The organism is Seinonella peptonophila (assembly GCF_900129355.1).
GTDB lineage: Bacteria > Bacillota > Bacilli > Thermoactinomycetales > Thermoactinomycetaceae > Seinonella > Seinonella peptonophila.
In genome coordinates this window covers 884,453-906,843 of the sequence record NZ_FQVL01000001.1, presented here as the reverse complement: position 1 = coordinate 906,843, position 22,391 = coordinate 884,453, and the positions used below count along the sequence as shown (strand labels likewise).

Here is a 22,391-nt window from a genome sequence, read left to right as displayed (position 1 = left end):
GACGAGGAAGAATATTGTTTTTATTTTAGTAACATAAGATTTACCTGAAGTAATGAAGTGCGGAGGTATTATATGGAAATCATTTGGTGGTTGCCAACACAGGGAGATCGAAGATATATCGGAGAAGGAAAAACTCGTGGCACTGATCATTCGTATCTGCAACAAGTCGCACAGGCAATTGATTTTTTAGGATATGATGCAATGTTTTTAGGATCAGGAAGTCACTGCGAAGATGCTTGGGTGAGTGCTTCTGCTGTAGCAAGTTTAACGAAACATGCTCGGTTTCTCTTAGCTCAGCGCCCAAGTTCCATTACCCCTTCTGTGTTAGCAAGGATGGCGGCTACATTTGATCGAATGTTTCAAGGTAGAGTTTCTTTCAATATTGTTTCTGGTATTTCTTCTCATGAATTAGAAGCAGATGGAGTTTTTCTCAACCATGATCAAAGATATGAACATACAGGAGAATTCCTTGAAATATTTAACCGACTTATGTCAGGACAAGAAGTGACTTATGAGGGTAAATATATCTCTGTAAACGCTGCAAAATTACAGTTTCCTCCTGTTCAAGAACCACATCCACCCATTTATATGAGTGGGACATCTGAGATCGCTCTTACGATTGCAGCAAAGTATGCAGATGTCTATTTATTATTTGGCGAGACACCAGAAAAGGCCAAAGAAATTGTAGATATTGTTAGCCAAAAGGCAAAGAAATATAATCGGGAGATTCGATTTGGGATGTGCATGTATATAATTGTTCGAGAAAGAGAAGAGCATGCTTGGGAAATCGCCAACAATATGATTAAACATGTCAGCACAGACCAAATTGAACAATTTAAAAAGACGTTATTGAATAATGAGTCTGATTGTATAAAGAGAAGAACGAGTGCGATTGAGGAGAGTGGTTCGTTACATTTAACAGAGCATTTATGGGCTGGAACACAATTATTGCATCTAGGACCGGTTGCCGTCGTTGGTGATCCTGATTCCGTAACGAGCTGCTTACAAGAGTATATTGATATAGGTGTAAGTACCTTTGTGTTTTCAGGTGTTCCGAATTTAGAAGAAGCATATCAAGTTGCTGAATTAGTATTGCCGAACTTCAGAGGATGATAAGCGCATTTCCATCTTCACAATCATGAAGCACTTTTCTTAATGTATAAAGTGCTTCATTTTAATAGAAAGCTAATGAATGTTTTTTTCTTTAGTGATCAGGGGCAACAGAGATATTTACTCATTGAACTATTGAGTATAACTAATAGATTTATCATTCCTAGACAATCTAACCTCTAGGAAAATATATCCACAATGTTCTTATCTCATGTATTTGAACCTTTAACGACTTGTTACAACAGGAAATAGTTGAATTGGCGCTATTAGTAGTATAATCCCTAAATTCTCTGCAAATCTAAATAGTGTTCGCGTGTGACATGATCCAGAATATTTTTTGCTAGTTGTTTCGTAATATCTAAACAAAGAATATCATCTTTATCTTTATCATAGCATTTGTATTGGATTTTACCTTTTTCTATGAATAATTGGAAATCAATTGTGAGTTCATGTGAAGTACCTACAGAGTCCATGAAAGATGAAGTCAATGTAAACTCAGGTTTTCCTGCATCAGAATCTAAAAGGTGATTACTAAAATTGTCTCTATATATATGACTACAATAATCAAATAATGATTGTGGTGTCAGACATATTGTTTTTTTCTGACCAGAATTCAATAACTGAGGTCTTGAGTGTTCTTCTGAAGGTAACTCAATGGGATGCTCATTATCAACAGAGAAAAGACTAAGTCGTACCGCCTCAATTTCTACAGGTATTGATTTAATATTAATTGCTCGTATAACCAGAAGAGCATTCTCTTGGTCAATATTCCAAGAGAGTCGAAGATCAAGTTCTGACTGTTTTTCTGTAAGCTTAACTTGAGCTGATGCTAATTCTATACTTTCTTTTTGAGATTTTTTAGTTTCCTTGAGTAATTTAGCACTATAATAAGCTGCACAAATGGCTCCCAATGAACCGATTAAAGTTGCTCCTGCTCCAATTAACTGCCCGATCGCAGCTAGCATGTTCCAGTTAGTTGACATAAACTATTCTCCGATCCTGTTACTAGAATATAATAAATTATTCCAATGGGATTATACACTAAACTTTCTTTGAATGAAAACGCCTACAACTATAAGAAATTAAAATAATCTAGAAAGGAGAAAATAGTATAATCATTAATGATAGGATACTATCTATCATAAATTGAATTAAGAGATAGCTTCTATTTGTCCATAACTTGTAATGATGAATTCGCAGTCCCAAGTTTTCTTATTAGATTTTTATGTTTATGAAAGAAAAGACCCTATTGATTGAAATAATAAGTAGAAAGGGCAAAAAAATCAAAGTATTGTTTTTAATATAGTGATGAATAGGTGATCAATTATGGAACCCAAAAGATTTAATTGTTCGATAGAAGCAACATTGGAAGTTTTAAGTGGCAAATGGAAAACGCTGATTCTTTATCATCTAGTTGATCATACATTGCGATTCGCAGAATTAAAGCGCAAAATTCCTGATATATCACAGAAAGTACTGACTGAACAACTAAGACAATTAGAGAAAGATGGTCTTATTTTTCGCAAAGATTATGAGCAGAATCCACCTAAAGTAGAGTACAGTTTAACCGATTACGGGAATAGCCTCAAATCTGTACTCTCAACCATGTGTAGGTGGGGAGAAAATCGGATAAGACAAAATAACTGGCAACTTAAACTATAATATTATTTCCCTTGTTGTGCTCTTACCCAAATATATAGACCATGTACACACTGGAATAAAATCAAAAAAATGAATATAGAAATATACACAGTTGAGGGTAGATCTTTTGCAATGAATCCAGATAGTAAGGAAATAAGGGATGCAAATAAATTCCCATAGATTAATACCTTGCGTCGGTGTTGGAATTCTAAATTCATCTCATTAGCAGCTGATGAATGATCGCTTACTATAATTAAAAGAAAAAGTATGAAAAGAAAGCAAGAGACAGACCCTGCAAGCAACCAATGATAATTAGCGATTGATTGGTGAGTACGACTGATCAAATGTAACATGCTTGTACCCATGCAAGTGATAGAAATCGTCAAAGGTAGATGAAGTCGGGTCCAAATTATAATATTTATCATCGTTTGCTTAAACGAGACAAAAATGATGAGATCAAAATAGGACCACCAAATAATAAAGGCGAGAAACAGTCCTTGGATACTAAGGATCCCAGTCTTCCAGGTGAGTTGATGTTGTGAAGAGGCTCCAGAGATGACCCCCATAATAATCTCTGCTATCACTAGTAACGTAAATAATCCAAATCGCTCAGGTAGATGAGAGCGACTGATTTGAGGTAAGCGATCTGTAAAACGCAATGTCCCTAATGAAACCAGATAATCAATAGCGATTGCGATAAATAATAGAGGAAACTTCCCAGAATTCGGAAGAAAGAGCGAAGCAATCCAAAGACTAGAAGAACCAATATGAATACAGGAAGATTGAATGGTATGCGCTCGAACTGAAGCATTAGCTTTACCCGCACTGAGCCACATATAGACTAGGATCATGCGAACTGCAAGAAATGAACAGACAAAAAGTAGATATTGACTTTTCAATGGGTCATGCATAGAATAAGCAAGCAGTGCCAAGGGAATCATTTTGCAAAATGTAAAGATTCGATGTCGAACATCATTTACTTCAAACCTTTCATTATAAAAGGTTGAGTTTTCCCATAATAGCCAAACCGATGTAAACAAGATAATAAAATCACGAAACCCTTGTAAAGATAAGTTGTTTGCAAAAATATGACTACTATTAGCAATCAACGAAACAAAAATAAGATCATAGAATAATTCAAGCCATGATGTTTTTCTATTAGGATCTTTGTCAGTTTGCAGATCAGGTTTTTTCCACCAAATTTCTCGATGTAGGTTAAACATTACTTATACATCCTCTTTTCACTAAAGTTTAAAAATACAAAAAGATCAGACCATAAATTGGATTTTGGTCTGATCATGTGGAAAATTATTTTTTGAAAGTGGAATGAATATTAATTTGTTCATAATGCTTCATTTCCTCAATTGATTGGAAAAAAGGACGGACATGTTGGAAAAAAGCTTGAAATTGGGGGCTTTGTCGAAAAGATTGAAGATGTCCATCCAGTGAGTCCCAATGAATCCGAACAATAAATCGTTCAGGTTCTTCAACTCCTTGGATGATTTCAAATCCTAGGCAATTTGGGGATTCTTCTAGATATTTTCCCGCATCTTGGTAGGCTTGAATAAAAGATTTTTTATGCTCATCTGGAATGCGGTAACGAATGATTTCAATAGTCATGTAATAGACTCCTTTTGCAAATTTAAAGATTTACTTACCACTTTTGATTATATTGAGTGTGAAAAAAGATTGTAAGTAGGCACCTGAAAGTAACTGTTTCATTTTAAACAGAGAAATGGATCAATAATTTTCCGTATATTCGGTTTATTTTGTTTTCTCTGGTCAAAACATCTAAAGTAAATTTATAAGGAAGTAAGTTAGATGATTGATTAAACATTTTTTATAGCCCGCAGAATTGAATATATCTTTTTATTGAAATGAATAACAAATATCATATGTAAAATGTATTTTATGTTCTTGAAAAAATTTAAAATGATTTCAGATCTTGGGGTAATCATTCATGGATCATACATAAAATTTTGTCGAATAGACTTTAAAAAATAAGATGAAGGGAGTCTTATGATGTATCCTCATTATCCGCCTATCGGGAAAATAAAGAAATGTAAAAAGGTACCACGAACCTTCCCTCCACAGCATCAAATGAGGCAACCAGGATATGAATACTTGCTCGACCCTCCACCGATTTTTGAAAATCCTCATTATGTGGGTACAAATAAACTTTGTGACCAAGTAGCAATCATTACTGGTGGAGATAGTGGAATTGGAAGAGCAGTAGCTGTCGCTTATGCTAAAGAAGGTGCTGACATAGTAATTGCTTATCTTGATGAACATATTGATGCGGAATTTACGAAAAATAGAATTGAGGAGCTTGGGCGACATTGTATACTGATTCCTGGTGATTTGCGAAAAGAAGAACATTCTACATATATTGTGAATAAGACTGTGGAATTATTTGGGAAGGTTGATATTGTTGTCAATAATCATGGTGTGCAATATCCACAAAAAGATCTTATGGATATAAGTGCAAAGCAGTTGCGTAAAACATTTGAGACAAACATTTTCCCCTTTTTTTATCTAACAAAAGCAGCTTTGCCCTATATGAAAAAAGGAAGTTGTATTATCAATACTACTTCGGTTACAGCTTATCGGGGAGAACCTACTTTAATTGATTATTCTTCTACCAAGGGTGCAATTGTCTCTTTTACTCGATCACTCGCCTTAAACCTTGTGAAAAAATGTATTCGTGTCAATGCAGTTGCCCCAGGACCGATCTGGACTCCTTTAAATCCTTCTTCATATCCGGCAAAACATATTGAAACCTTTGGTGCAGAAACGCCAATGAAAAGAGCTGGTCAGCCGTTTGAATTAGCACCAGCTTATGTTTATCTTGCTTCTGAGGATTCAAACTATGTGACAGGCGAAGTTATTCATATTAATGGTGGAGAAATGGTTACGACGTAATGAGAGATAAAAAAACGGAATATCTTTGATCCTTAGTCAAGGTTGTGATAATAATATCTCTTGCATTTCTAATAGATTTTTTGCTGATTGGAGAAGATAATGACTTTTTCGATAGACAAATCCAAGTGTTCGTGGGGGGTAGACGCGAGCTTTATATGATGTGGATTCCTTTCAGATGTTTTGTTTGCGACCATCTCTGGAACGAGTGTAACTCCAAGACCATGAGCGATCAATAATTTAGCCGTTTTTAAGTAAGATAAAGGGTGCAGTTGAAATTATGTTTATAAATTTTGCGGATATTTTCTATAAATACCTTACGCCATGAAAATGATATTTCTCAATTTGAACTATCCTATTTCCCAAGGTCATTTTTTACTAGATAAATGGAGTAGATGCTCTTTCATAAAAAGCATGCTGTCCTAGAATATAACAGGAACAACATGCTTGGTTTCAGGGATAGCTTGGTATGTATTTATGCCTCTATCCCTTGTGCTCCGTATTGTGCCTTTTTAGATAAATTGAAATAGCTTAATGATGAGTAAGATTGCTGCGGCACCTAGCAATAGATGGACAAGTCCTTTAAAAAGATTTTTCGTTAAGAATAGTACCAACCAAACTACAATCAGGAAACATATAATCGACCAAAGCATGGCATCATCTCCTATGTGTTAATAAAAAAGTGATTGTGAATAAGGAATTGTGTTGATGGTAAATGGATATGACATTTATCTAATATATTCAATAACTTTCGCCCTAATGTTGTTTAATTCTTTCTCAATTAACTTAAAAAATTTAACAAGATAGGTTTTTTTGGATAAAGACCTAACTTTTGTTATTACTTGTTGTAAAAAGTTTACCCTTGTACTATTAATTTAAACTAATTTTTAGCGAGATAATTGAAAAAAAGCATGCTGTTCCTGCCTATCATCTGGAACAGCATGCATCTAAGGATGCGAAGGTCATGGGAGTGAGGGAAATAGAATGAGTGGTTACAGATAGCTCGATTGCATGCATTTATTTTTATATTGCTAATATTCCGCTATTAATATTGCTGCTATGTGTATTTGGATCAGCGTAATGAGTGGTTTTAAATATATTCAACTAGTTTAATAATGAGGAGTACTGCTGCGATGCCTAGTAATAAGTGAACGAAACCACCAAAAACATTTTTCGTCAAGAATAGGATCAACCAGACTGCGATCAAGAAACATACAATTGACCAGAGCATGACATCATCTCCTATCTGTTAGTGAAATAACGATTGTGAATAAGGCGTTGTGTCAACGATTAAAAGAATCCGGCCTTTATCCAGATGGTCTTCCAACACTTCCACTTCGGTGGAATCAAATCCCATCTCAATCATTTCATTACGTAATGCATCCCCTTTTTTACGGAACAGATTTTGGATAGCCGTACCAACACCTGTTTCGGAAATCCCAATCGTATTTACATCTGCTTTCTCAGCGATCCGTGAGGTTCGATCATGATCATGTGTGAGAATATATAGATCTTCTTGTTTAACTCCCTGTGATTTTAAGCGATGCACCTCGGATATAAGATGTTCATCTTTGCTGAATTCTTGAAGTAATGGTCTACTCATGTTGAATTCCTCCTTCAAAGATTTAACACTCTAGGGTGCTTTTGGATGATTTTCCAACCTTTATTATGGCTGGTTGTAAAAAAATTTACCCTTCTACTATCGATTTAAACTAATTTTTATAAAAAAGCTTCATATAGAGAGATATTCAAAGAAATATCATACAATTTCTAGCATGTGCTAAAAGATTTAATAAGAGAAGGAGTCTGACAGATAGAAAATCGTTAAACAGAGCCTAGAGTGATTCATTTTCATCTATGGATGAATATAAAGATTCCATCTACTTTTTAGCAGATGGAATCTGGGAAAGAATAGAAAAGACCGAGGACTTCATCTGTAGATTGATGCTGGGGAGAAATTGAAATAAATAGGGCAGCTTGAAGAGTTGCCATAATCTTTAAACTATTAATCTTTCAAGTTATTGATTACAACCATCTATGTAAAAATGAAAGCACTTCAGAACGCATTTCTTTCGTTTCCAGATGCCCTGAATCATATCGTTGTAATTTCCAAGACTCAGAAGCATTATCGCTTTCATAGATTGCTTTTAAGTCTTTATCAATCCGCTTTAACCCATCAAGTGGCGTCAATTTATCATAATTACCAGCTAGGCTTAGATGTGGTCGTGGCGAGATAAGGGCGTTAATCTGAGATGTTGTAAAGTTCCTAATTAAATGAGGAACATAATAATAAATTCCATGTTCATCTAATCCTCTACTGTCAATTAAAGCTTGAAAATCAGTTAAACAGCAAATATCCACACAAACCTTTATTCTTGTGTCTAATGCAGCAATCCACCATGCCATTGTACTACCCATTGACATTCCAAGTGTACCGATACGTTCATTGTCGACATCCTGTCTTGAAACAAGATAATCAATTGCTTTTAGACTATCGTAAACCATCATTCCCCACATGATTTGTCCAGACCAGAGCATTTCTTTAAAGATTTCGCTCTCTGTTTTTCCAGCTCTTTCGCCAAAGCCCCAAGCATCAATACACAGTGTTGAATATCCTTCCCTGGCTAATACTTCTGCATAGGGAGGGGCCTGAAGGTAAACATTTCCTTCTAATAATTCATTTTTCCCTAATTGATAAAATCCACCATGGGAATGATTAAAAAGAATAGTTGGTGTTTTTGCTGGAAGATGTTTTGGTTTAACAAAATAGGCTGGAACAAGTTCAATTCCATTCAGATCGAGCAAAAGCTTTTCTAAATCGTAATGCTCTCTTTCTTCTATCAAGATATCTTCGACAGATATCTCCCGTGATCGAAGCGGTAATTCCCCAAGTAGATGATAAAGTTTCATACGTTGAATCGCTTTTTCAGAAATCATGATATCTCTCCATAGATGTTAATATTAAGCCAGTTGTGTGATACGGCAATCGGGTTTGAGGATCTACTGCATTTCATTCACCTATCTCGCAACGATTGCAAGGATCGTGGTGCGAAGGCTAGTGAACCGACGATCTGCACAGAGGTCATCACAAAAGTTCCTATTTTGAGGAACTATGCTACTCCGTAGCAACAGTAACCACGCACACAGCATCCCGTTCGTGATTCAAAGCTCTTCAACATGGGGCTTGGTGCCCTTGCTGATGTCGCCGATCACCGCAATAACCTTAGTTCAATATGCGGTAATTTCCAACAGCTACGTGTTGAGCATAATCAGCGTGGTTCTCGCCAGTTATTATAGTGCTTCTCACTAATGATTTTTATCATAATATTATAACATTATGTTACACTTGTTGTTTCGATAAGAAATATAAAGATTCCATCTACTTTTTAGCAGATGGAATCTGGTAAAGAAGTGATACTCTAGGAAGTGATACTAAGGTTGAATAGACTGGCTTTTGTTTGACTCAGATTGTTGGTTTTGCTGACGAACTTTTTGGCTATCTGTAATTTCAGAAGCAAATTCGTTAGCAGTATTACCTTGAGTCGATTGTTGATTTTGCTGACGTACTTTTTGTACGTTTGTTTCAGCAGCTTTAGATGATTTATTTTGAAATGCCATCTGTACCACCTCCAGTAACTAGTATGTACAAGAATCAAAAAGACTTACTAAGTTTGTTTTGTTAATAAATGGAATTAATTTTAGGTTTTTTTCAATAGGTACCTTGCAATGTTTAGTACTTGTTTGTATAATGTTATTAAACAGGTACCTTGTTATATACAATAGCTGATAAACATTGGATGTGATATTGATGAATGTGCAGTTTAAAAAAGGGGTGTTGACGTTATGCGTACTGGTTCTCACTTTGAAAAAAGATCGGTACGGATATGAATTAGTAAATAAAATTTCAGAACAATTCTTGATTGCAGAAGGAACGATTTATCCATTACTAAGGCGATTAACAAAAGATGGATATTTTACTACTTATCTGCTTGAATCTCAAGAAGGTCCTCCAAGAAAATATTATCAATTAACAGAATCAGGGAAAACATACATTGAAGTGCTGATTAAAGAATGGGAATTATTTTCAACAGGGGTTAATCGTTTGATTGAGGAGGGAACCAAGAGTGACGAAGGATGACTTTTTTAATGAATTACAACGACGTTTGGAAAAATTACCAGCAACTGAAAGGGAAGAGATTTTAGCTGATTACGAGGAACATTTTCAACATGCTCAGTTCGAAGGAAAAGAAGAACAAGAAATTTTGGCGTCACTAGGTAGTCCTAGAAAATTATCTAAGGAGTTGCTCGCTGATTATTATCTTGGACAAGCCAAAGAGAAAAATTCATATGCTAATTTATTGAGAGCCGTATTTAAAACTTTGGGTTTAGGTTTTTTTAATCTGATTTTTGTCATCGGGCCTTTCCTTGCAGTTATTGGGGTTTTATTAGCTTTGATGGTTGTATCGGTTGCGCTCATTTTGACCCCATTTGCTATGATTGGCTCTGCTATTTGGATACATGACTGGCTATTATCCTTGCTCGGAATTTTTATTACTTTTATGTTGGCTGGAATTGGACTCATGCTTGGAGCTGGGGTTATTCGTTTTTCTAAAGCATTCTATCGTTGGTTTACAAACTATCTTCAGTCGAATCTACGTCTCATCAGGGGAGTGCAAAAAAATGAGTAATGTTATCAAAGTAGGTCTTGCCTTATTGATTGTAGGGATGATTGGAACAGTTGTGATTTTGTCTCAAGGAGCGGCTCCATTATTAAAACGAATCAAAGCAGACGCAAAGCCTATTCACATACAAAAAATAAGTAATGGGAAAGAGACGAAAAATATTAAAATTAATAGTGAACTTTCAGATATCCAAATATTAGAGAGTAATAGTGATCAAGTAAAAATGGAGTTGAAGGGTTCCATTATGAAGAAAGATCAAGTTGATCTAATAACATTGTCTGAAGGGGAGAATCTAGTTGTTCAAGTTGATTATACTGAAGATAAAGGGTTGAAATTTGATTTTGGCGTCAATCAGAATCTTGAATTAAAAGTATTTTTACCCAAAAAAGCATTTGAAACAGTGCGTTTACAGACAGTAAATGGAGAAATAAAATCTGATTTATTATTACAAGCAAATCAAATTGAGATAGAAACAACCAATGGAGCATTAGCTCTTTCCAATCTTCAAGCGAAGAAGATTGAAGGAACATCTCAAAATGGAGATATTGGATTCAAGCAAGTAAAGGCTGAATCATTAAATATGCAAACAGTAAATGGGGAAATTCATTTACAAGATTATCAAGGTCATCAAGTAACAGGTCAAAGTAGTAGCGGAGCAATCAATATCAATAAAGTTGATGCAACTTTAGATTTAGAATCAACGAATGGCACTATCCAAGTTGATCAATTGACACAGTTTAAGGGTAAAAATAGTGTCCAATCAACAAATGGTGATATCACTATCGGGGCAATTACACCACCAACTGTCTTACAGGTGTCACTTGATTCCTTAGTGGGTAACATCAAGAGTGTGTATCCGATTAGTAGCACTCAAATAACCAATTCTGAAGATGCTCCTTCCCACTCGATTAAAGGCAGTATTGGACAGGTAAAACCCGATAGCCCTTCGCTTGATGTAATCACGACCAATGGTGACATTCGGTTGAAATAAAAAAAGCTACACCTCCTATGGTGTAGCTTTTTCCACGTTATCCAAACTGTCCGGCGATATATTCAGCTGTCTTCTGTTGTGTAGGTTGTTGAAAGAGCCGCTGTGTCTGGGCAAATTCAACCACATAACCATTGAGGAAGAAAGCGGTTTGATCAGAAATTCGCTGTGCTTGTTGCATATTATGAGTTACGATTACAATCGTATATGATTCTTTGAGCTGGATGATCAACTCTTCAAGCCGTTCTGTAGAAATGGGATCAAGTGCGGATGCAGGTTCATCCATTAAGATGATATCAGGTTGTATGGCTAAGACTCTAGCAATCACGAGTCTTTGTTGCTGGCCTCCCGATAAACCTAGTGCAGGAGCATCTAAACGATCTTTTACCTCATCCCATAGATTTGCCTGTTTTAACGTTCGTTCGACGATTTCATTCAACTCTGCTTTTTTGCTAATCCCATGAATTCGTGGACCATAGACGACATTATCATAGATTGAGAGTGGAAATGGATTGGGTTGCTGAAATACCATGCCCACATGTTTACGAAGTTCAACTAAGTCTTGATGAGGATCATAAACATTTTGTTGATCGATTTTGATTTGACCTCTTACCTTGACATTGGGGATCAAGTCATTCATGCGATTGATACTACGCAGAAAAGTTGATTTTCCACAACCAGATGGACCGATAAAAGCCGTTACCTCTCGTTCATTTAATTGAAAGTTAAGATCATGGAGTGCTTGGTTTTTTCCATAAAATAGGTTAAAATCATGCACTTCAATTTTTGCTGTCACAAAAATCATTCCTATCAAGAAGAAATTGATTTATCCAAAACGGCCTGTTAAATAATCTATTGTTGCTTGTTGGGATGGTTGATGAAAGAGTTGATTGGTATGGTTAAATTCGATTAAGTCACCCATATAAAAGAACGCCGTGTAATCTGAGATTCGAGCTGCTTGTTGCATATTGTGGGTTACAATTGCGATGGTGAAGTCTTTCTTTAGTTCAAGAATGAGTTGTTCGATTTTGCTTGTGGAAATGGGATCAAGTGCAGATGTTGGTTCATCGAGCAATATGATTGAAGGTTTCATGGCAATCGCCCGTGCAATGCAGAGCCTCTGTTGTTGTCCACCCGATAATTCAAGTGCAGAGTGATGAAGTCGATCCTTCACCTCATCCCATAGACCTACTTTTTGCAGACTTTCCTCAACAAGCTGTTTGCATTCTGCCTTTGAAGCCCCATATAGACGTGGTGCGAAAGCAATGTTTTCAAAGATCGATTTCATAAATGGATTTGGCTTTTGAAAGACCATTCCAATATGACGCCGAATTTGTGTTGCATTCAGTTCCGACTGATTCATATTGATTCCATCAATCATGATTTCACCTGTAACCTTAGCGGATGGAATCGTATCATTCATACGATTTAAGCAGCGGAGGAATGTTGATTTTCCACAACCGGATGGACCGATAAAAGCAGTAACAGAATTTTTATAAAGTGAGAGATGAATATCCTTCACAGCATGTTTTGATCCGTAAAATACATTTACTTGTTTGGCTTCGAGTTGGGTCACTTGTTCCATCTGCGGTAACGGATGAATATTCTCTTGAGCTGTTTGAAACTGAAAAACCGCTTGACTGGTCAAGTAAAACTCCTCCTTAGTAGTGAAAAATTAACGAGTTGAGGTTAATTTTTTATAAAACCATTGTCCTAAAAAGCGTGCGCTTAGATTAAAGATCAGCACACCGATAATCAGTAAAGCTGAAGAACCAGCGGCAATTTTGCTTGCGTCCGAGACAATGCTCTCGGAATTAATTTTCCAGATATGAACCGCTAAAGTAGACGCGGGGCGTAATGGGTTGAGCGGTGAAGTAGGCGAAGAAGGGTCCCAATTTGTAAAATCGAGTACAGGTGATGTCATACCTGCTGTAAACAAAAGTGCGGCTGCTTCTCCAAATACGCGACCTGATGCAAGAATGAAGCCTGTTATAATCCCTGGTAGTGCAGCAGGCAAGATAACTTTCATGATCGTCTGCCAGTGGGTCACACCTAAGGCTAAACTTGCTTCTGTTTGCTCCTTAGGGACAGCTGATATCGCTTGTTCAACGACTCGTACCATCAGCGGAAGGTTAAATACTGAGAGCGCAAGGGCACCAGAGAGCAAAGAAAATCCCCAACCTGTAAGTTGGACAAATAATAGCAAACCAAATAATCCAACAACAATTGAAGGAAGTGATGATAAGACTTCAATGCTTAATCGAATCATTTGTGTCCATTTTCCTGGCTTAGCATATTCAGCCATGTAGATACCACCGCCAAGACCGATGGGAATCGTGATTAGCATCGTAAGAACCAAAAGATAAAACGAGTTAAATAATTGAGGCGCTACACCGCCGCCACCGGTTAAGATCGAACCGGGGGGTTGTGTGATAAAGGTCCAATCAATTACATGAAGTCCTTGATAAAGAATGAAACCAATCAAAATTGCGAGTACACTAAGGATCAGAAAGGCAATTAGATAAAAGCAGATAGTAGCAATCCGATCGGTTAGTTTTGCATTCATTAGCCTTGTTTCCCCCTTTGTGTCATCAGGCGGATCAATAGAATAAAGAAGAGTGTCATAAGTAATAAGATAAGTGCCATCGACCATAGGACGCTGTTGTAAGGGGTGCCTTGAACGGTGTTGCCCATGTTTAGTGTAATTACACTTGTAAGTGTGCTGATTGGTTTCATGAGTTGGAAAGGTAGATTAGGTGAATTACCGATTACCATTTGTACGGCTAGTGCTTCTCCAAAGGCACGCGCCATCCCTAAAATTACACCTGTCATAAGCCCTGGAAGTGATGTGCGAACCAAGAGTCGAGAAATGGTCTGCCATCGAGTGGCACCAAGTGCATATGAACCTTCGCGCAATGATTGAGGAATCGATTGAATTGTATCAACACTCATGCTGACAATTGTTGGTAGAATCATGACAGATAGTACAATTACACCTGCTAGCAGACTAAATCCTATACTACCAGTCGTGTTTCGAATAAATGGAACAATTAGGGTAAGTCCGATAAATCCATAAACGACAGAAGGAATTCCTACCAGTATTTCGATTGCCGGTTGAAGGATTTTCCGACCAAATTTTGGTGAAATCTCAGTCATAAAGATAGCTGCCCCAATACCCAAAGGGGCACTAATGAGTGCTGAAAGTAGTGTAACCATGAGTGATCCTAAAATGAAATTGATCGATCCAAAGAAAGGTCCGCCTGGCTCGGCGCTTGTTGGACCCCAATGAGTCGAAAAGAAATTTTGCAACGTGATTTCGCCATGAATAAATGGCATAATCCCTTTAGAAGTGATGAAGAAAAGCAGTGAAAATAATGTAATAATTAAAATCCACGCACTAAGAAGAGTATAGATCCTCCCTCGCTGTTCTATTCGAATCAATTTTTTAGCAGGAGAACGTAATTCCTCAGCAAGAGAGGTTTCTTCCAGCTTTTTATTGGGCAGGTTGGTTACTTGCTCCATGCGCCGAATCCTTTCTGTCATGAAATTACTCTGATATTGTAGAGTCAAGGTTACGCATTTCGCCTCCAGTTCAAGCTACGAAGATGTATTCAAGGCGCCACGACTGCTTGCTCAGGGCGGTATCAACTCGGCTATCGCCTCAAACAGTACTACCGCCTATTCTTCGCTACACAGTCGTGGCTTTGTATCGCCTGAAAGTCGGCTACATTGCGAACCATTTTCTGTAAGAATTCATGTTCTACTTTTATATACTCAGTTTTCTCAACTTAAGGTTATTTATTTTTAATATTTCCAGCAGCATCTCGATCCACTTTCATCTCCGTTACTGGAATATATCCTAATTTGCTTACAACTCCTGTTTGTACCTCTGGGGTCAGAATATGTTTGATAAATGCTTCTTCAATTTCTTTTTTCTTACCATTGTTGTTCGTATACATGTGTTCATAAGCCCAAATTTTCCACTTATTTGTATAAACATTTTCATTTGTTGGTTCAACACCATCTAATTTAAGAGGTTTTACTTTATCGTCAAAGTAGGAGAAAGCAAGATAACCAATCGCTCCAGGCGTTTCACTTACAATCTTTTTAACCGTGCCAGAAGAATCTTCTTCAATTCCGCCTTGACCACGAAACTCTTTTGCACCATTTAGCGCCCATTTTGCAAATGTAGCTCGTGTACCTGAGCTTTCTGGTCGATTGACCAAAACGATTTTTTGATCTTTGCCTCCAATATCTTTCCAGTTAGTTATTTTTCCAGTGAAAATTTTAATTAATTGATCCTGTGTTAATTGATCGATACCCACTTCTTTATTCACAACTGGGCCCATCCCTACTACAAATACTTTATGATCAGTTACTTTTTTAGGGTCGATTTTATCTTTTTCTTCAGCAAAAACGTCAGAGTTTCCAATATCTGCAGTATCATTCATTGCTGCAGATAACCCCTGTCCACTCCCTCCACCTTGTACAGTTACTTGTACGCCAGTGTTTTTTGACATAAAATCTTTTGCTAATTCTTCAACAACAGGTTGCATAGCAGTTGAACCGACTGAAGTCAGATTTCCTGTTAATTGTCCCTGTGTTGATCCTTGCCCGCTACACCCGATCAAACTACCTATTGTTAGGGCAAGAATACTTCCTATACCTATCACTTTCTTTAACATATAGATGAGTCCCCCTCGATTACATCGATTAATCTTTTCTCTATCTGTCTTTAACAATACACTCTATCTTTTGTTTCTAAATGAATCTATTGTTAAAGAAATGTAAAGATCGATTTAATTAATGTTAATAAAATTTAAAATAGAGAAACGATAGTAGAGGCATGCTATAATAAATGAAGCATGCAATTCCCATTTCGATAGATCGTTTATGTATTGTGTTTAATCAATTATGTTGATCAGGTTGAACCAGAGGAGCGATACAAATGAATAAACTACCAACCATACCACAAGATGAATTGAAACTTCGTCTATCTCGATTACAACAGGCATTACAGGTTTTAAAACTGGATGGAGCGCTAATTACTCATCATACAGATCGTCTTTATTTTGCTGGATCATTACAAAACGGTGCTGTCTTTGTTCCAAAGCAGGGAGAGCCGACCTTTTATATAAAAAAAAGTAAGGAACGAGTATTGCAAGAGACTATCTTTCCTGTTGATGAAATGGGAAAATTAAAGGAAATAGGCCAACAAATTGAACAGAAATATGGAAGGATCGAACGATTAGGGATTGCTGAAGATGTAACCCCTTATAAATGGGTGAATGATTGTAAACAGGGTTTTCATCAAGTTTCAATTGAACGATTGACGATGGTAATCCGAAGGATACGAGCGGTTAAGTCGACATATGAGTTAGAGAATATTCGCCAATCCGCTAAAAAAGTAGATGCTGTCATGCGACAAATTCCACAGTTCTTAAAAGTTGGTATGACTGAACTTGATCTGGTAGCAGAAATTGAATATCACTTGAGAAAACAAGGAAATTATAATTTATACCGTGTTAGAGGTTATAATCAGGAGTTGGTACTTGGGATGGTTGCCGCTGGTGAACGAGCAACTGTGCCTAGCTTTTTTGATGGTCCAGCCAGCGGTTTAGGGTTGTCAGTTGCGCATCCGCAGAGTGCGAGTATGCATCAAATTGAAGCGAATCAGCCGATCCTAATTGATATAGGTGCAACAACTGAAGGTTATTTGATCGATCAAACAAGAGTGGCTGTGATCGGTTGTCTATCTGAGCAGTTAGAACACGCCTATCATACTTCAGGTAAAATCTTGCGCAGGGTCGAATCGCTGATAAAACCGGGAATGGCTTGGGAAGTCCCATACCTACACGCGCTGGAAATTGCGACAGAAGAGGGTTTGGGAGAGCATTTTATGGGATTTGGAGCAGATCAAGTAAAATTTTTGGGACATGGAATTGGGTTGGAGATTGATGAATTACCAATCCTAGCAAAAGGTTTTTCATTATCTTTTGAGCCAGGTATGGTGATTGCGATTGAACCTAAATTTACTTTTCCAGGTATTGGTGTTGTTGGAATTGAAAATTCATATGTTGTGGAAACTGATGGATTACATCCTCTCACGGAAACACCAGAAGACATTATCACCATTTAGCGGTTATTTTGGGAGGTATGTTTGCATTGCTCTTTAGACAATTGTCAGCGAAATGGGGAAGCGAGTTTGCACAGATCGATCTCGTCTTAGAAAAAGACGAGATTATGATGGGGGAGAGTTTTACAGGCTATTTGATTATCGAAGGAGGAATGATTGAATATGAATTTGAACAGATCGATATTGATTATCAAGTTAGTCTATACTTAGATGAGCAAGAAGTGATTTGCCCGATTGAGAGAATGGAAATTCATCAACCCTTTATCATTCAGCCAGCTACAAAAAAAATCTTTCCTTTTTCATTCAAACCTACTTCGAATTCGATCCTTTCTTGGGAATCAGTGATTCATTATCTTGTTGTTCATTTAAAAGTTTCTGGTAAACAAGATTCATCTGAACGCGTATTGATTAAGCTTCATCCTCACTATCATTTACGTTCATTCATTACTGCGCTAGAAGGGCTTGGTTTTGAAGAACGATCAAATTCACGTCGATTTGATGGCTATTTACAAGAATTTCGCTTTCAGCCAAATCGTCTTTTTACAGATGTGATCAAAGAGATTCGAATGGTGATCGTTTCAGATGATAAAGGTTTGCGTATTTTACTAGAATCAGTCCTATATAATTACTTAATGGAAAAAGAAGTAAAGCGTGAAATTTTAATTGATAAGGATAAGCTAGAGAGCATGAGTCAGTTAAAAGAGCTGATACGTGAAAGTTTGCAGGAAATGATTGCTCATCCATATGCCTTTTCTAGAGATAAATATTTTTATTATCAATATCATCATAAGCGGTTGTCCCAAAAAGTGGGAGCCATTGGAGCTTGGCTAAAAGGAAAGGTTTCGATAGACGATTGGTTAGCACAAGAGCGCGCAAAAGAGGAAAAAACGAATATTCCTAAGATTGAATCGGGGGATATAGAAGTAGAGAAGATTTATGCGACTATGAAAGATGAAGAATATGATGAGCTTTTTCGAGATGTTTTCTTGGATGACTTCTTTGAGGAAGATGATGATTAGACTCTTAATAAAAAAGCGGTCTTTATTCGACCGCTTTTAATTCTGGAGCAGGTAATGCTTGATTGTTTTTAGAAGAAACCAGAATCCGTGTAATGCGGATATGACTAACCTCTTGAACAGTAAACATAAACTCTCTAAATGAGACTTGATCACCTACTGCTGGAACCTTGCCAAGCTGAGAAAATAACCATCCACCAATCGTGTCATTATCTGCATCCTCGATGTCAATCTGAAAATACTCATTGACGTCATTGATGAGTAGTCGAGAATCGATAGAGGTATGAAGTCCTTCTTCTTGGAAAAAGGGCTTCTCATCATCAAACTCGTCTTGAATCTCGCCAAATATTTCTTCGATGATATCCTCGGTTGTTACGATCCCTGATGTTCCACCATATTCGTCAACTACAATTGCCATTTCAACATGGTTTTTTTGAAGATTTTTTAGAATATCTTTAAGCTCCATCGTTTCTGGTACAAGAACTGTCGGACGTGCAAGTTCGATCAGCTCAAACTCATCTTGATCGAGCAATTTCTCATAAACATCGCGGATATGAATAATGCCCTTGATATCATCTTTATCTTCACCGCAAAGGGGAAAACGAGTTTGCCTGCTTTTTTTAATAATTTGTATGGTTTCATCAAGTGGATCGTCTTCATAAAGGCAGATCATGTTTACCCGAGGTACCATAACTTCTCTGGCTACTCGTTCCGTGAAATCAAATACATTGTCAAAGAGGATTCGTTCTGTTTGATCGATGATACCGCTTTGATGGCTTTGTTCAATTAACATACGTATTTCTTCTTCAGTGTGCGCTTGATGAGATTCGTTTAGCTCCTTCACTCCGATTAAACGCAGTGTGAAATTAGCAGAGCTATTGAGTACATATATAAAAGGCCGAAATGTTTGATAAAACCAGTGTAATGGTACTGCTACCCATAGCGTCACTTTTTCGGCGGCACGAATCGCAAGCGACTTAGGAGCCATTTCCCCGATCACGATGTGTAAAAAAGTGATGATCGCGAATGCAACTGAAAAAGAAATGGCATGTTGAATCCATCCGGGGATTTTAAAATAGAGAAGAATGGGTTGAAGTAATATTTTTATGGCAGGTTCTCCAGCCCAGCCCAATCCGAGTGAAGCTAAAGTAATGCCTAATTGTGTCGCAGATAGATAGGCATCCAGCCTTTCGACAATTCGATTGGCCATTCTCCCTTTCCGATTTTGATAATGTGCAATCTGTGTTGTGCGTACTTTAACAATCGCAAATTCCGCAGCAACAAAGAAGCCGTTTAGTAGGACTAAGAAAGGGACTAGCAACAGTTGTAACATGGCAATACCAATGTCATCTTCCAAATAGAACTGAACCAGCACTCAAACCTCATCGCTTGTTGGTTCTAACAAGTACAATGTTTATTACGAAGTCCAAAACGATGCGTTTAGAACTATGAATGCTGGAACCTTCACCTCTCTTTATTAAAATTGAAAACCCCTGATAAAAATATGTCAATCATTTAGGGATTATACCGTCTATTATTCTATTAATATAAGAAAATATTGTTATTCAAAGATATTATAGCAAAAAACATCGACTGATGTAGAGGTTAATTGAAAAATGGTTCAATAAAGAGCCACTATCTGCATGGTTGAAAAGTGATATGATGAAATAGAGCGTTACGAACGGTACAGAGATTGGAGGATACAATATGTCAACAATCGATATGATTCTTGATCGAGCATTGTCAGGAGAGCGACTGAATTTAGAAGAAGGTGTACAGCTTTGGGAAAGTGATCAAATCGAGAAATTAGGTTGGGCTGCCAATCAGGTAATGAAAAAATGGAATCCTAATCCAATCACGACATTTGTTATTGGTCGTAACATAAACTATACCAATATTTGTGATACTTATTGCCGATTTTGCGCTTTTTATCGAGCTCCTGGTTCTGATGAAGGATATGTATTAGATGACGAGATAATCTTAGAAAAAATTGCCGAAACGTTAGCAGTTGGTGGGACAGAAATCTTGATGCAAGGGGGTACACACCCAGATCTCCCATTTTCCTATTATCTAGATTTATTGCGGAAAATTAAGCGGCATTATCCACAGATTCATATGCACTCGTTCTCTCCTGCTGAGATTCAGAAAATGAAAGAGGTATCAGGTCTTCCATTAGATGAAGTTGTTCGGCAGTTGCATGAAGCTGGTTTGGATTCGCTTCCAGGTGGTGGAGCGGAAATATTAGATGATCGTATCCGTAGTAAAATCAGTCGTTTAAAAGGATCTTGGCGAGATTGGATGGATGTCATGCAAACAGCACAGCGAAATGGCATGACAACAACTGCGACAATGGTGATCGGGTTTGGCGAAACATTAGAGGAACGGGTAAAACATCTTCTGCGGATTCGTCAAGCTCAAGATGAGACCAAGGGATTCCTTGCTTTTATCGTCTGGACCTTTCAGCCGGATTTCACCAATCTAAAACGCGAAAAACTGGGGTCTGATGAATATTTAAAAGCAGTTGCGATCAGCCGACTTATGCTAGATAACGTTCCGCACTTTCAATCATCTTGGGTTACGATGGGACCAGAGGTAGGAAAACTTTCATTACAATATGGTTGTGATGATTTTGGTAGTACCATGATTGAAGAGAATGTCGTCTCTGCCGCTGGTACAACATATAAAGTAAATATTAATCGTACGCTTGAACTGATTCGACAAGCAGGTAAGATGCCGGCACAGAGAAATACGCATTATCAAATCCTGCATAAATTCGATGAGCATGAAACCGTAGATAAGGATTTTATCATGCAAAACTAACTCCACTGTATAGGGGAGTTTCAGACTGATGAAAAACCTATATGCTAAAAAGACGATGTCGTACAATTGGGTAGAAGAAGGAGAAATCGTGAAGTCAATATTTCGCTGCGGAGCGACTTTCAGGCGCTACAAAGCCTCGACTATGAAGCGAAGAATAGGCGGTAGTACTGTTTGAGGCGTTAGCCGAGTTGATACCGCCCTGAGCAAGTAGTCGAGGCGCCTTGAAGACTTCTTCGCAGCCTGAAATGGAGGCGAAGCGTGAAATATTGACGGAACTTTTACTTTGTCTACAAGCTGTAACTCCTCTGTATGGGGGAGTTTTTCTCTTTTTTACTTGTAGGGTTGTATATTATAGATATATAATAAGTATATCAATTGCATAAATACTGATTAGTTGTCTATATGGAAAATCGAATAGTCGAAACATAATGTTAATTAGGAGTACAAATTACGATGACAGGGAAAACACATCTTGCGATTGGTTTAGCCTCAGGAGTTGCAGTTGCTCAGTTGACAAATGTAAACAATTGGCTAGACCTCGTATTCACCGTTGCCATTTCGGGAGTGGCTGCCCTCGTTCCCGATATTGATACCGAAAGTAGTAAAATTAATCGTTTCTTTTTTGCCAAAGTAAGTAATTCTGTGCGTATTTTTGCCTTAATTGCAATTGGTCTTTTGTTGATTGCCTATCAAAGAATGGTACCTGCCGTCCCGTTGTGGATTTTATTAATCGGCGTTTTTTTAATTATCTCATCACTTGTTCCACATCGCACATTGACTCACTCGTTAATCGCCTGCATTTTTGTTGCTTGGGTTTTGGAGCTAGCCTGGTCACAATATGCGATCGCTGGTATTGTAGGCTATTTATCCCATATTATTGCTGATATGCTGACCGTTTCAGGAGTTCCTTTTCTCTGGCCATGGTCGCAACGCTTTAGTTTGAAGCAAATCGGAATAGAGATTCGGACAGGAAAAACCTTTGATGAGTGGTTAGGTCATCTCTCTTACTTGTTTGCGATTTGTGGTTTTGTCTATCTCTTGCTTTGATGTGTATAACTGCTACCCTAACCCCATATACT

The 22,391-nt window shown here is 37.4% G+C and carries 24 protein-coding genes; 10 read left to right on the top strand and 14 right to left on the bottom strand.

Features of this window, described 5'->3' with window-relative positions; translation table 11 throughout:
• Positions 1-72: 72 nt before the first annotated feature.
• Positions 73-1,113 (top strand): LLM class flavin-dependent oxidoreductase, encoded by a 1,041-nt coding sequence (locus BUB71_RS04360; protein ID WP_073152506.1) that lies wholly within the window; start codon positions 73-75, stop codon positions 1,111-1,113.
• 278 nt (positions 1,114-1,391) lie between these two features.
• Here BUB71_RS04360 and BUB71_RS04355 read toward each other — a convergent pair whose 3' ends face one another.
• Positions 1,392-2,093 (bottom strand): hypothetical protein, encoded by a 702-nt coding sequence (locus BUB71_RS04355; RefSeq protein WP_073152503.1) that lies wholly within the window; start codon positions 2,091-2,093, stop codon positions 1,392-1,394.
• Positions 2,094-2,436: 343 nt separating this feature from the next.
• On the opposite strand from BUB71_RS04355, the gene BUB71_RS04350 reads away from it, so the two are divergent.
• Positions 2,437-2,772: a winged helix-turn-helix transcriptional regulator gene (locus tag BUB71_RS04350; protein ID WP_073152499.1), complete on the top strand. Its 336-nt coding sequence runs from the start codon at positions 2,437-2,439 to the stop codon at positions 2,770-2,772.
• Between the two features lie 2 nt (positions 2,773-2,774).
• On the opposite strand, the gene BUB71_RS04345 is transcribed toward BUB71_RS04350, so the two are convergent.
• Together BUB71_RS04345 and BUB71_RS04340 are read right to left on the bottom strand one after the other, a co-directional pair.
• Positions 2,775-3,974, bottom strand: coding sequence for a low temperature requirement protein A (locus BUB71_RS04345; RefSeq protein WP_073152496.1), 1,200 nt, complete (start codon positions 3,972-3,974; stop codon positions 2,775-2,777).
• A gap of 85 nt (positions 3,975-4,059) precedes the next feature.
• Complete coding sequence (locus BUB71_RS04340; protein WP_073152493.1) at positions 4,060-4,371, bottom strand: antibiotic biosynthesis monooxygenase family protein; 312 nt, start codon at positions 4,369-4,371, stop codon at positions 4,060-4,062.
• A gap of 402 nt (positions 4,372-4,773) precedes the next feature.
• Here BUB71_RS04340 and BUB71_RS04335 point away from each other — a divergent pair, with 402 nt between their 5' ends.
• A complete protein-coding gene (locus BUB71_RS04335) occupies positions 4,774-5,673 on the top strand; it encodes an SDR family oxidoreductase (protein ID WP_073152490.1) in 900 nt (299 codons plus the stop codon).
• 509 nt (positions 5,674-6,182) lie between these two features.
• On the opposite strand, the gene BUB71_RS19405 is transcribed toward BUB71_RS04335, so the two are convergent.
• The 5 genes from BUB71_RS19405 to BUB71_RS04320 all read right to left on the bottom strand — a co-directional run bounded on the left by BUB71_RS19405 (position 6,183) and on the right by BUB71_RS04320 (position 9,288).
• On the bottom strand, positions 6,183-6,323 hold the full coding sequence (locus tag BUB71_RS19405) for a DUF5670 family protein (protein WP_175552278.1): 141 nt from the start codon (positions 6,321-6,323) through the stop codon (positions 6,183-6,185).
• A 437-nt stretch (positions 6,324-6,760) separates the two neighbouring features.
• Positions 6,761-6,901: a DUF5670 family protein gene (locus tag BUB71_RS19400; RefSeq protein WP_175552277.1), complete on the bottom strand. Its 141-nt coding sequence runs from the start codon at positions 6,899-6,901 to the stop codon at positions 6,761-6,763.
• A gap of 18 nt (positions 6,902-6,919) precedes the next feature.
• Entirely contained in the window at positions 6,920-7,273 is a 354-nt protein-coding gene (locus tag BUB71_RS04330) for a YflT domain-containing protein (protein ID WP_073152487.1), read from the bottom strand.
• A 422-nt stretch (positions 7,274-7,695) separates the two neighbouring features.
• Complete coding sequence (locus BUB71_RS04325) at positions 7,696-8,607, bottom strand: alpha/beta hydrolase (protein WP_073152484.1); 912 nt, start codon at positions 8,605-8,607, stop codon at positions 7,696-7,698.
• 495 nt (positions 8,608-9,102) lie between these two features.
• On the bottom strand, positions 9,103-9,288 hold the full coding sequence (locus tag BUB71_RS04320) for a gamma-type small acid-soluble spore protein (protein WP_073152481.1): 186 nt from the start codon (positions 9,286-9,288) through the stop codon (positions 9,103-9,105).
• A 190-nt stretch (positions 9,289-9,478) separates the two neighbouring features.
• Here BUB71_RS04320 and BUB71_RS04315 point away from each other — a divergent pair, with 190 nt between their 5' ends.
• The 3 genes from BUB71_RS04315 to BUB71_RS04305 are packed head-to-tail and all read left to right on the top strand — an operon-like array spanning position 9,479 to position 11,343.
• The gene (locus BUB71_RS04315; RefSeq protein WP_073152478.1) at positions 9,479-9,808 is read left to right on the top strand and encodes a PadR family transcriptional regulator; all 330 of its coding nucleotides are present in this window, start codon (positions 9,479-9,481) and stop codon (positions 9,806-9,808) included.
• Positions 9,795-10,358: a DUF1700 domain-containing protein gene (locus tag BUB71_RS04310; protein ID WP_073152475.1), complete on the top strand. Its 564-nt coding sequence runs from the start codon at positions 9,795-9,797 to the stop codon at positions 10,356-10,358. Before BUB71_RS04315 ends, BUB71_RS04310 begins: the two co-directional genes overlap by 14 nt.
• On the top strand, positions 10,351-11,343 hold the full coding sequence (locus BUB71_RS04305) for a DUF4097 family beta strand repeat-containing protein (protein ID WP_073152472.1): 993 nt from the start codon (positions 10,351-10,353) through the stop codon (positions 11,341-11,343). Before BUB71_RS04310 ends, BUB71_RS04305 begins: the two co-directional genes overlap by 8 nt.
• A gap of 37 nt (positions 11,344-11,380) precedes the next feature.
• On the opposite strand, the gene pstB (BUB71_RS04300) is transcribed toward BUB71_RS04305, so the two are convergent.
• From pstB (BUB71_RS04300) to BUB71_RS04280, 5 genes are all read right to left on the bottom strand, one after another.
• Positions 11,381-12,145, bottom strand: coding sequence for a phosphate ABC transporter ATP-binding protein PstB (gene pstB / locus BUB71_RS04300; RefSeq protein WP_073152879.1), 765 nt, complete (start codon positions 12,143-12,145; stop codon positions 11,381-11,383).
• A gap of 21 nt (positions 12,146-12,166) precedes the next feature.
• Positions 12,167-12,925, bottom strand: a complete 759-nt coding sequence (gene pstB / locus BUB71_RS04295; RefSeq protein ID WP_073152875.1) for a phosphate ABC transporter ATP-binding protein PstB — start codon at positions 12,923-12,925, stop codon at positions 12,167-12,169.
• Between the two features lie 90 nt (positions 12,926-13,015).
• Positions 13,016-13,906 (bottom strand): phosphate ABC transporter permease PstA, encoded by an 891-nt coding sequence (gene pstA, locus BUB71_RS04290; RefSeq protein WP_073152469.1) that lies wholly within the window; start codon positions 13,904-13,906, stop codon positions 13,016-13,018.
• Positions 13,906-14,883 (bottom strand): phosphate ABC transporter permease subunit PstC, encoded by a 978-nt coding sequence (pstC, locus tag BUB71_RS04285; protein ID WP_073152871.1) that lies wholly within the window; start codon positions 14,881-14,883, stop codon positions 13,906-13,908. The genes pstA and pstC overlap by 1 nt, the downstream gene beginning before the upstream one ends.
• A 251-nt stretch (positions 14,884-15,134) precedes the next feature.
• Positions 15,135-16,025, bottom strand: a complete 891-nt coding sequence (locus BUB71_RS04280; RefSeq protein WP_073152466.1) for a phosphate ABC transporter substrate-binding protein PstS family protein — start codon at positions 16,023-16,025, stop codon at positions 15,135-15,137.
• 263 nt (positions 16,026-16,288) lie between these two features.
• Here BUB71_RS04280 and BUB71_RS04275 point away from each other — a divergent pair, with 263 nt between their 5' ends.
• Both BUB71_RS04275 and BUB71_RS04270 read left to right on the top strand, forming a co-directional pair.
• On the top strand, positions 16,289-17,479 hold the full coding sequence (locus BUB71_RS04275; protein WP_073152463.1) for a M24 family metallopeptidase: 1,191 nt from the start codon (positions 16,289-16,291) through the stop codon (positions 17,477-17,479).
• 26 nt (positions 17,480-17,505) lie between these two features.
• Positions 17,506-18,495, top strand: coding sequence for a sporulation protein (locus BUB71_RS04270; protein WP_175552276.1), 990 nt, complete (start codon positions 17,506-17,508; stop codon positions 18,493-18,495).
• 22 nt (positions 18,496-18,517) lie between these two features.
• On the opposite strand, the gene BUB71_RS04265 is transcribed toward BUB71_RS04270, so the two are convergent.
• The gene (locus tag BUB71_RS04265) at positions 18,518-19,867 is read right to left on the bottom strand and encodes a hemolysin family protein (RefSeq protein WP_340148292.1); all 1,350 of its coding nucleotides are present in this window, start codon (positions 19,865-19,867) and stop codon (positions 18,518-18,520) included.
• Positions 19,868-20,199: 332 nt separating this feature from the next.
• Between BUB71_RS04265 and mqnC the strand changes: the two genes are divergently transcribed.
• The gene (gene mqnC, locus BUB71_RS04260; RefSeq protein WP_073152456.1) at positions 20,200-21,312 is read left to right on the top strand and encodes a cyclic dehypoxanthinyl futalosine synthase; all 1,113 of its coding nucleotides are present in this window, start codon (positions 20,200-20,202) and stop codon (positions 21,310-21,312) included.
• A gap of 453 nt (positions 21,313-21,765) precedes the next feature.
• Complete coding sequence (locus BUB71_RS04255; protein WP_073152453.1) at positions 21,766-22,359, top strand: metal-dependent hydrolase; 594 nt, start codon at positions 21,766-21,768, stop codon at positions 22,357-22,359.
• Positions 22,360-22,391 lie beyond the last annotated feature (32 nt).

What these genes read in the sequence shown, in the direction of transcription:
- BUB71_RS19400 (WP_175552277.1), bottom strand. Translation starts at nt 6,901, where the DNA reads ATGCTCTGGTCAATTGTATGTTTCTTGATCGCAGTCTGGTTGATCCTA.
- pstB (WP_073152879.1), bottom strand. Translation starts at nt 12,145, where the DNA reads ATGATTTTTGTGACAGCAAAAATTGAAGTGCATGATTTTAACCTATTT.
- BUB71_RS04350 (WP_073152499.1), top strand. Translation starts at nt 2,437, where the DNA reads ATGGAACCCAAAAGATTTAATTGTTCGATAGAAGCAACATTGGAAGTT.
- BUB71_RS04320 (WP_073152481.1), bottom strand. Translation starts at nt 9,288, where the DNA reads ATGGCATTTCAAAATAAATCATCTAAAGCTGCTGAAACAAACGTACAA.
- BUB71_RS04330 (WP_073152487.1), bottom strand. Translation starts at nt 7,273, where the DNA reads ATGAGTAGACCATTACTTCAAGAATTCAGCAAAGATGAACATCTTATA.
- BUB71_RS04305 (WP_073152472.1), top strand. Translation starts at nt 10,351, where the DNA reads ATGAGTAATGTTATCAAAGTAGGTCTTGCCTTATTGATTGTAGGGATG.
- BUB71_RS04345 (WP_073152496.1), bottom strand. Translation starts at nt 3,974, where the DNA reads ATGTTTAACCTACATCGAGAAATTTGGTGGAAAAAACCTGATCTGCAA.
- BUB71_RS04325 (WP_073152484.1), bottom strand. Translation starts at nt 8,607, where the DNA reads ATGATTTCTGAAAAAGCGATTCAACGTATGAAACTTTATCATCTACTT.
- BUB71_RS04255 (WP_073152453.1), top strand. Translation starts at nt 21,766, where the DNA reads ATGACAGGGAAAACACATCTTGCGATTGGTTTAGCCTCAGGAGTTGCA.
- BUB71_RS04280 (WP_073152466.1), bottom strand. Translation starts at nt 16,025, where the DNA reads ATGTTAAAGAAAGTGATAGGTATAGGAAGTATTCTTGCCCTAACAATA.
- pstC (WP_073152871.1), bottom strand. Translation starts at nt 14,883, where the DNA reads ATGACAGAAAGGATTCGGCGCATGGAGCAAGTAACCAACCTGCCCAAT.
- BUB71_RS04335 (WP_073152490.1), top strand. Translation starts at nt 4,774, where the DNA reads ATGTATCCTCATTATCCGCCTATCGGGAAAATAAAGAAATGTAAAAAG.
- BUB71_RS04340 (WP_073152493.1), bottom strand. Translation starts at nt 4,371, where the DNA reads ATGACTATTGAAATCATTCGTTACCGCATTCCAGATGAGCATAAAAAA.
- pstA (WP_073152469.1), bottom strand. Translation starts at nt 13,906, where the DNA reads ATGAATGCAAAACTAACCGATCGGATTGCTACTATCTGCTTTTATCTA.
- BUB71_RS19405 (WP_175552278.1), bottom strand. Translation starts at nt 6,323, where the DNA reads ATGCTTTGGTCGATTATATGTTTCCTGATTGTAGTTTGGTTGGTACTA.
- pstB (WP_073152875.1), bottom strand. Translation starts at nt 12,925, where the DNA reads ATGGAACAAGTGACCCAACTCGAAGCCAAACAAGTAAATGTATTTTAC.
- BUB71_RS04360 (WP_073152506.1), top strand. Translation starts at nt 73, where the DNA reads ATGGAAATCATTTGGTGGTTGCCAACACAGGGAGATCGAAGATATATC.
- BUB71_RS04275 (WP_073152463.1), top strand. Translation starts at nt 16,289, where the DNA reads ATGAATAAACTACCAACCATACCACAAGATGAATTGAAACTTCGTCTA.
- mqnC (WP_073152456.1), top strand. Translation starts at nt 20,200, where the DNA reads ATGTCAACAATCGATATGATTCTTGATCGAGCATTGTCAGGAGAGCGA.
- BUB71_RS04355 (WP_073152503.1), bottom strand. Translation starts at nt 2,093, where the DNA reads ATGTCAACTAACTGGAACATGCTAGCTGCGATCGGGCAGTTAATTGGA.
- BUB71_RS04315 (WP_073152478.1), top strand. Translation starts at nt 9,479, where the DNA reads ATGAATGTGCAGTTTAAAAAAGGGGTGTTGACGTTATGCGTACTGGTT.